Raw genomic sequence first — 5984 nt, 5'->3', positions numbered from 1 at the left:
GACGCAGCCCGCGCAGCCGACGCCGGGCCGCGCCGGCCCCGCCCCGCAGCCGCCTGCCGCCTGGGGCCAGGCCGAGCCCGCCGCCCGGGGTGCCGCCCGCGTAACCGGACAGACGACCCCACCCCAGGACTGGGCCACCACACAGGACGACAACAACCGCCCCAGCGACTGGAACCCCCACCAGCAGGCCAACGACAACGCCAGCTCCGGCGGCTGGAACGCCACCCCGCAGCAGGAGAAGGACGACCCCGCCCGCTCCGGCGGCTGGGCCGCCACGGCGGTCCACGCCGACGACCAGCAGCCCAAGCCGAACGCATGGCCCGCCGCCGACGAGTCTGGGCAGCCCGGCCCGTGGGGCGCGGCGTCGGTGCCGCAGCGGCAGGACGACCGGCCGGAGGTTCCCGACTGGGCGGCGGCTGAGCCGACCTCCGTACCACCGGCCCGGGCCACCGCCGCCGTCAGCGTGGACGGTCCGCCGGCCTGGGCCGTTCCCGCCGAGAGCCCGCAGCAGTGGCCCGGCGCCGACCGGTCCGAACGACCGGCCGTGCCGGACGTCGAGCCGTGGGCTCCGGGCGAGGCCTGGGGGCGTACCGAGGCGGAGTCCGCCGTGCCGCAGCAGGTTGGCAACGGCTGGGACGCCGAGCGGCCGGAGGACCGTCCGCTGTACCAGCCGGCCCCCGGGCCGGGGATCTCGCCGGCCAACGCCGTGCCGCTGCCGCCGCAGGAGCAGCGGGTGCCCGGTGCCAGCCTGGCCGCCCTCCCGCCGGCCGACTACGTGCCGCCGGCCCAGTTCCCCCCGGCCATCGAACCGCCACCGGCCGCCGAACCGTCCGACCGCGAGGGCGTCCCGTCGCCGTACGGGCCGGAGACGGGCGCCGGCTGGGGCCGCGCCGAGGAGTCCCCGTCGCAGGCCGCACCGTTCGTTCCCGCCCCCCGCGTCTCACCCGAGTCCGGGGCGACCGCCCGGGCCGCCGTGGCTCCACCGGGGGCCGGGGAGGCCGCGGCCGGCGCGGTGGGCAGCGTCTCGGCGAGCGCGTCGGTGCCGATGGCCAGCCGGGTGACGCCGCCGACCGACCAGGCGCTGCGTCCCGCCGGCACGCCCGCGCCGCAGCCCCGGGTGTACGGCCGGCCGGCCCGGCCGGAGCCGGCCGACGAGCCGGAGCAGGCGGAGGAAAGCCCGTTCCGCCCCGAGCACAACCCGCCGCCGTCCCGCTTCGACGAGCCGGGCCCGCAGGTCCGCTTCGACGAGCCGGGCCGATACGACGAACCCGGCCGGTACGACGAGGCGGGCCCGCAGCGGCGCTCCGCCGAACGTGACCACCAGGGCGGTTTCGACGATCCTCACCAGCAGCGCGGTTTCGACGAGCGCGACCGGCCCGGCGGGTTCGACGACGCCGGGCCGCAGCAGCGGTTCAACGACATTGGGCCGCAGCAGCGGTTCGACGACATTGGGCCGCAGCAGCGGTTCGACGACCGCGGTCCGCAGCGCTTCGGCGACGACCCGGACCGGTCGGCCGGCCGGCAGCACGGCTTCGGCGACGGCCCGGCGGCCGGGGCTGCCGGCGTGACGGCCCCGCCGACCTTCCCGCCGGGCGTGCCCTCGTTCGTGGACCCGCCGGCCAGCAACCGACCCGTCAACGGCGTCCGGCCGCACGAGGGCGACCGCCCGGGCGAGCAGTTCGGCGGGCCGGTGGGTGGAGCCACCGCCGTGCAGGGCACGGCGCCCGGCCACGATCCCGCGCCGTACGGTGAGCCAACGCAGGTCGGGTTCCCGCCGCAGGGGCAGCAGTCCGGCCCGGCCTGGGGCCCGGAGCCGGAGCAGGGCCGGTTCGACGCGTTCAAGCCGGAGGCGGACGCGCCGAAGACCGAGGCACCGCCGCCGAAAATCCGCAACGGCCGGGTGCTGGCCGCCGTGCTGGTGGCCGCCGTGCTGATCCTCGCGGTGCCGCTGGGCCTGCTCATGCTGCTCGGCAAGGTGGGCGGCGACAGCGCCCCGCAGTTCGACCCGGCCGTCGGTTCCTGCGTCAAGCAGTCCGGCGGCACCGCGACGGCGGCCACCTGCGGCGAGGCCGGCGCGTTCGCGATCGTGTCCAAGGTCGACGTCAAGGAGAAGTGCGCCGACCCGACCCAGCCGCACGTGATTCTGCGTGGCGACGTACCCAACAAGGTGCTCTGCCTCAAGCCGTCCGCCAATTAGCCAACCCTCGGGGCGGTGCCACGGACCACCGTGGCACCGCCCCCGTCGTACGCCCGGGTGTGACCGGTGCCGCGCGGGGTGCCGGCCGGTCGGGGCGTCCCGGTCGGGCAGACTGGAGAGATGAGCGCACGAGTACGGGCTCCTGAGCTGCGCGGCAGGGCCTGGCTGAACACTGGCGGGAAGGCTCTGACGATCCAGTCGCTAAAAGGTCGTTGCACGATCTTGGACTTCTGGACCTTCTGCTGCATCAACTGCCTGCACGTGCTCGACGAGCTGCGCCCCTTGGAGGAGAAGTACGCCGACGTGCTGGTCGTCGTCGGCGTGCACTCGCCGAAGTTCGAGCACGAGAAGGACCCGGCCGCCCTCGCCGCCGCCGTCGAGCGGTACGGCGTGCGTCACCCCGTCCTGGACGACCCCGAGCTGGACATGTGGCAGCAGTACGCCGCCCGCGCCTGGCCGACCCTCGCCGTGATCGACCCCGAGGGGTACGTGGTGGCCACCATGGCCGGCGAGGGCCACGCCGAGGGGCTGGCCCGGCTGATCGACGAACTGGTCGCCACCCACGAGGCGAAGGGCACCCTGCACCGGGGCGACGGCCCGTACGTGCCGCCCGCCGAGCCGGAGACGGCCCTGCGCTTCCCCGGCAAGGCCATCGCGCTCGACGGCGGGAACCTGCTGGTCTCCGACTCGGCTCGACACTCCCTTGTGGAGCTGGCCCCGGACGGCGAGACGCTCGTCCGCCGGATCGGCTCGGGCGTCCGGGGGCGCGCAGACGGGCCGGCCGGCGCTGCCGCGTTCGCCGAGCCGCAGGGGCTGTGCCGGCTCCCGGAGCACGCGGCCGAGGTGGCCGGTTACGACATCGTCGTCGCCGACACCGTGAACCACCTGCTGCGCGGCGTGCGGCTGGCCACCGGCGAGGTGGTGACCGTGGCCGGCACCGGCCGGCAGTGGCGCTCGACGGTGGACGACCACGCCCACGACTCACTCTCGGTCGACCTCTCCTCCCCCTGGGACCTGGCCTGGTACGACGACAAGGTGATCGTCGCCATGGCTGGCATCCACCAGCTCTGGTGGTTCGACCCGATCCGCCGCACGGCGGGCATGTACGCCGGCACCACGGTCGAGGCGCTGCGCGACGGGCCGCTGACCGAGGCGTGGCTGGCCCAGCCGTCCGGCCTGGCCGTCTCGGCCGACGGTGCCCGGCTCTGGGTCGCCGACAGCGAGACCAGCGCTGTCCGGTACGTCGAGAACGGCGTCCTGGGCACCGCCGTCGGGCACGGGCTGTTCGACTTCGGCCACGTCGACGGCCCGGCCGACCGGGCGCTTCTCCAGCACCCGCTGGGCGTGTGCGCGCTGCCGGACGGCTCGGTGCTGATCGCCGACACGTACAACGGGGCGGTCCGCCGCTTCGATCCGGCGACCAATCTGGTGTCGACGGTCGCCGGCGGGCTCGCCGAGCCGAGCGACCTGGTGCTGACCGCCGACGGCGGGGTGCTTGTGGTCGAGTCGGCGGCGCACCGGCTGGCCCGGCTGGCCCCGGGCGCGCTGTCGGCCGTCGGGGCGAGCACGGTCGACGGCCCCCGGCACCGCACCGAGCGGAAGCCGACGGAGGTGGCGGCCGGCGAGGTGACGCTGGACGTCGTCTTCACCCCGGCGCCGGGGCAGAAGCTCGACGAGACGTACGGGCCGTCGACCCGGCTGGTCGTCTCGGCGTCGCCGCCGGAGCTGCTGCTGGAGGGGGCGGGCACCGGCACCGAGTTGTCCCGCCGGTTGATGGTCGACGGGTCGGTGGCCGGCGGGGTGCTCCAGGTGACCGCGCAGGCGGCGACGTGCGACACCGACGCGGAACACGCGGCCTGCCACCTGACCCGCCAGGACTGGGGCGTGCCGGTCCGGGTGGTCGAGGGCGCCCCGGCGCGGCTCCCGCTGGTCCTGCGCGGTGTGGACGCCTGACCGGCAGCCGTTAGGCAGCGCGAACGGCAGCGGTTAGGAAGGGGCCCTTCCTATACAGAATGCGTTAACGAGGGCCCCCTCCTTTCATGCGAACGGAGCGAGTGCAACTCCCGCGTCGAGGAGCGCGGCCCGCACCAGCGCGGCGGAAGCCACCGCCCCGGGGGTGTCGCCGTGCAGGCAGATCGAGTCGACCGGGCAGGGCACCACGGTGCCGTCGACCGCCACCACGGTCTTTTCGGTGGCCATTCGGACCGCGCGGGTGGCCACCTGCTCGGGGTCGGTGACCAGCGCGCCGAGGGCGGTGCGGGGCACCAGCGTGCCGTTGGGCAGGTAGCCCCGGTCGGCGAAGCCCTCGGCGACCACCCGCAGGCCGGCACCGGTGGCGAGCTGGGCGAGCGCCGAGCCGGGGGCGCAGAGCACCGGCAGGTCGCGGTCGTAGTCGTCGATCGCGGCGATCAGGGCGGCGGCCTGCGACTCGTCGGCCGACGCGGCGTGGTAGAGCGCCCCGTGCGGCTTGAGGTAGCGGACCCGGGTGCCGTACGGCCGGCAGAACGCGTCGAGCGCGCCGAGCTGGTAGGTGGTCTCGTCGCGCAGGTCCGCGAAGGCGTACGCGATGTGCCGGCGGCCGAAGCCGGCGAGGTCGCGGTAGCCGACCTGCGCGCCGATGGCGACCCTGCGTTCGGCGGCGGCGGCGCAGACCCGGCGCATGGTGGACGGGTCGCCGCCGTGGAAGCCGCAGGCGACGTTGGCCGAGGTGATGACGTCGAGCAGCGCCTCGTCGTCGCCGAGCCGCCAGATGCCGAATCCCTCGCCGAGGTCAGCGTTGAGGTCCATGGAACGTCACCGTAGTCCCCGGGCGGGCCTGCGCGAGCGGCGTCACGTCGTCCACCACCCCGACGACGGGGTAGCCGCCGGTGGTCGGGTGGTCGGCGAGGAAGATCAGCGGCTGGCCGTCGGCGGGCACCTGCACCGCGCCGAGCACGATCCCCTCGCTGGGCAGTTCCCCGGCGACCGCGCGGGGCAGCGGCGCGCCGGCCAGTCGCGCGCCGACCCGGTTGCTCAACGGGCTCACCGTGTACGCCGTGCCGAACAGTCGGTCGAGCGCGGCCGGGGTGAACCAGTCGTCGCGGGGGCCGAGGCGCAGCGGGAGCCGCAGCACGGCCGGCGCGGGCCGCCCGACGGTCACGTCGACCGGCGCGGGGTCACCGGCCGGGTCGCCGAGGGGCAGGGTGTCGCCGTCACGCAGTCGGGGCGTGCCGAGCCCGGAGAGGGTGTCGGCCGACCGGCTGCCGAGCACCTGCGGCGTGGCGATCCCGCCGGCCACGGCGAGCCAGGTGCGCAGCCCGTTGCGGGCCGGGCCGATCCGCACGACCGCCCCGGCGGGTACGGCGAGCGGCCGGCCGACGTCGCCGGGCCGGTCGCCGACCCGCACGTCGGCGTCCGCGCCGGTCATCGCGACCGCACCGGCCCGGGTCAGCCGCACCGCGCAGCCGGTGAGGGTGATCTCCAAACCGGCGGCGTCCTCCGGGTTGCCGACGAGACGGTTGGCCAGTCGCAGGGCCGCCGGGTCGAGCGCCCCCGACCGGGGCACGCCGAGGTGCGCCCAGCCGGGCCGGCCCTGGTCCTGCACGGTGGTGAGCGCCCCGGCCCGGAGCACCTCCAGCCGGCGGGGCGGTTCGTCGGCGGGTCGGCCGGTCACGCGGTCGCCGCCAGGCGTACCCGGGTGCCGGGGGCGAGCCGGGCCGGCGGGTCGGCGGTCACGTCGAACAGGGTCAGCCCGGTCCGCCCGACCAGCAGCCAGCCGCCGGGGGACGCGCCGGGGTAGATTCCGGCG

General features: G+C 76.3%; 5 protein-coding genes. 2 read left to right on the top strand and 3 right to left on the bottom strand.

Annotated features, from left to right (window positions below; genetic code table 11):
• Together E1258_RS33640 and E1258_RS28890 are read left to right on the top strand one after the other, a co-directional pair.
• Positions 1–2197: hypothetical protein (locus tag E1258_RS33640; RefSeq protein ID WP_165949929.1), on the top strand; the 2197-nt coding region annotated here is incomplete at its 5' end.
• A 120-nt stretch (positions 2198–2317) separates the two neighbouring features.
• Positions 2318–4150, top strand: a complete 1833-nt coding sequence (locus E1258_RS28890; RefSeq protein ID WP_132406696.1) for an NHL domain-containing thioredoxin family protein — start codon at positions 2318–2320, stop codon at positions 4148–4150.
• A gap of 84 nt (positions 4151–4234) precedes the next feature.
• On the opposite strand, the gene E1258_RS28885 is transcribed toward E1258_RS28890, so the two are convergent.
• From E1258_RS28885 to E1258_RS28875, 3 genes are all read right to left on the bottom strand, one after another.
• Complete coding sequence (locus E1258_RS28885; RefSeq protein WP_007073924.1) at positions 4235–4984, bottom strand: LamB/YcsF family protein; 750 nt, start codon at positions 4982–4984, stop codon at positions 4235–4237.
• Positions 4968–5849 (bottom strand): biotin-dependent carboxyltransferase family protein, encoded by an 882-nt coding sequence (locus E1258_RS28880; RefSeq protein WP_132406694.1) that lies wholly within the window; start codon positions 5847–5849, stop codon positions 4968–4970. The genes E1258_RS28885 and E1258_RS28880 overlap by 17 nt, the downstream gene beginning before the upstream one ends.
• On the bottom strand, positions 5846–5984 hold a 139-nt coding region (locus E1258_RS28875; RefSeq protein WP_132406692.1), incomplete at its 5' end, for a carboxyltransferase domain-containing protein. The genes E1258_RS28875 and E1258_RS28880, both read right to left, overlap by 4 nt.

It is taken from the genome of Micromonospora sp. KC207 (assembly GCF_004348615.1).
GTDB lineage: Bacteria > Actinomycetota > Actinomycetes > Mycobacteriales > Micromonosporaceae > Micromonospora.
The sequence above is the reverse complement of the archived record's forward strand: the minus strand, read 5'-3'. Positions and strand labels throughout refer to the sequence as shown.